Origin of the sequence: Vibrio sp. 10N.222.46.A1 (genome assembly GCF_041473595.1) — a bacterium.
GTDB lineage: Bacteria > Pseudomonadota > Gammaproteobacteria > Enterobacterales > Vibrionaceae > Vibrio > Vibrio tasmaniensis_A.
In genome coordinates this window covers 1-2,304 of the sequence record NZ_JBFRSN010000999.1, presented here as the reverse complement: position 1 = coordinate 2,304, position 2,304 = coordinate 1, and the positions used below count along the sequence as shown (strand labels likewise).

At 44.0% G+C, this 2,304-nt stretch carries 2 protein-coding genes; one reads left to right on the top strand and one right to left on the bottom strand.

What is annotated here, in order from left to right; translation table 11 throughout:
• Positions 1–90 precede the first annotated feature (90 nt).
• A complete protein-coding gene (locus tag AB4496_RS23025) occupies positions 91–1,326 on the bottom strand; it encodes a CinA family nicotinamide mononucleotide deamidase-related protein (protein WP_102250188.1) in 1,236 nt (411 codons plus the stop codon).
• A 208-nt stretch (positions 1,327–1,534) separates the two neighbouring features.
• Here AB4496_RS23025 and AB4496_RS23020 point away from each other — a divergent pair.
• The coding region (locus AB4496_RS23020; RefSeq protein ID WP_372132095.1) for a DUF3943 domain-containing protein at positions 1,535–2,304 on the top strand (770 nt) is incomplete at its 3' end.

The window sequence follows — 2,304 nt, the reverse complement described above, 5'->3', positions numbered from 1 at the left end:
ATTGCACCAACTCGGCTTTATTGATGTATATGATTTATTACATATATAGCTTTATAGCTTTAACTTGGACTTTATAGCGTTGACTTGGTTTTATAGTACCGCTTTAGGAATAAACATGTCTTTCAATCGCTTAACCGAAGAGTAAGTACCAAACATCGGTTTGTTGTCTAGATGCCTTCTCAGCATATCGGCGGCAACGGTCTTAATCACGTTGCGTTGGTCTTCGCGTGAGTACTGACGATAAAACTCAAGCACCTGCCCCCACTCTCCTGCTTCAGTCGACAATGCGACGCTGAATGTGTTGCCTTCTAATTTACCAGTAACCAAAGCCAGTTCTGTACCGCACTTCTCTCTTGTAGCGCCAGCCAGTGCAAAGGTTGCGGCTAATGGATCACTCTTTTCAAGTTCGCTCTCTTTTGGCTCAGCCATGACCCATGAATGCCCAAAGCAATCTTCAACCTGCTCATTCAATTGCAGCCACGCTGATAGGGCGCCTTTGGTCGACACTTCAGATACAGATAACGTCTTCTTTTTTTCCGCCATGATGTGTCCAATATGGTCAATCATTGGCTCATCAACGCTCACGACATTACTCTCTAGCAGCTTGTAAACCATTTGCAGAAGCTTAACGCGAGTTTCTAAGTCTGCCTTAGGACCAAACAGTTTGACCTCAATAAAAGGCAGATAAGAGCGGTAGCCAAGTTCATAGCCTGCTGGAAGCTTAAGCTGGTCTAACACATCCGAGATACCCGATTCAGACAAACCAAACGTAAACAATCGACTGCATTCAGAGGCAACCACTTGAGGGTAGGTACGCGACAAGTCAGGAAGAATCTCAAACGTCACCATACGTTTGAATTCACTCGGTACACCAGGAGTGAAATAGAAAGTCGCATCGTTGATTTTCAGCTTGAAGCCGCAAGCCGTACCCACAGGATTATCAACAATCTCTGAACTCGCGGGTAATAAAGCTTGCTTAAGGTTACTGTCAGGCATCGGCATACCACGTCCAGAGAACATCTCTTCCATACGAGTCAGCCACTCAGGGAACATGACAAGCTTTTGATCTGAGGCCGCAGCCGCAGCCGCCGCACTCATATCATCAGTTGTCGGCCCCAAACCACCATTGACGATAACCACATCATAGTTGAAGCTCAGCATCAGCAGTTCTTCGATCAGAGCGTTCATTTGATCGCCCACAGTTGAACGCTTTGCCAAAGCAAAGCCGTGCTGATAAAACTCAGCAGACATCCAAGCTGCGTTTGTGTCGACAATGTCCCCATGAAGAACTTCTTCACCAGTGCTTAACATTGCGATTTTCGTCATATTTATATCCCTTGTGGCCATTAAAAGACACGGCATTATTTACAAACTAGTCTAAGGTTGAGTTTGAGTCATTCACCTTTTCACAAATATTACTAATGCTTAATCTAAGGTTTTCTTAGGAAAAGCAATAAATTATTAGTTCCCTAAACTAAGCATTTAATAGATAATTGTGACTCGGATCAATTATTAACTTCTCATGGAGACCCTTGTGGCCAAATCACCGTTACTAACGAAGGTTACTGCTGCATTTACAATGCTAATGTCAGTTAACTCGGTTGCAAGCCAATACGACTTCGACCAACCAATCAACCTTTCTTATTCGGATGAATGCGCTCAAGATTACTGTGTTAATGAAAGCTTGTACACCTATAAGCCTAGTAACAATTATGCGCTAAGCGAAACAAGCGACCAATATGATTTAACGATCGAAAAACAACCACTCTACCTTACCGTTAGCGATGGCAAAGATTGGGATTACCTCATGGGCCAAACTTATACCATTCTTGGTTTAAGTGTCGCAACCGTTGGCCTCATGACGCTTTTACCGGAAAGCATCACTAAGTGGGATGATGACCAGCGTGATATCAGTGCACTAGGTAAAAAATGGAAAGATAACGTTTCTGAAGGCCCTGTATGGGACCGTGATGAGCACTTCCTAAACTACGTAATGCATCCGTATTTCGGCGGTGTTTACTACACCGCAGCTCGACATGCTGGTTATGACGAGTTTGAGTCTTTCTTATACTCTTGGACAATGTCGACATTTTTCTGGGAATACGGCGTAGAAGCGTTTGCTGAAGTACCTTCATGGCAAGATATCTTTATTACACCATTCTTTGGGGCTGTTGTCGGTGAAATGATGCTAGAAGCAGAGCAAGACATTGTTGCTTCAGGTGGCGAAGTGATGGGCTCTCAAACCATGGGTGATGTTTCATTATTCTTCCTCAACCCTGTTGGCCATATCCACTACTGGGTAAG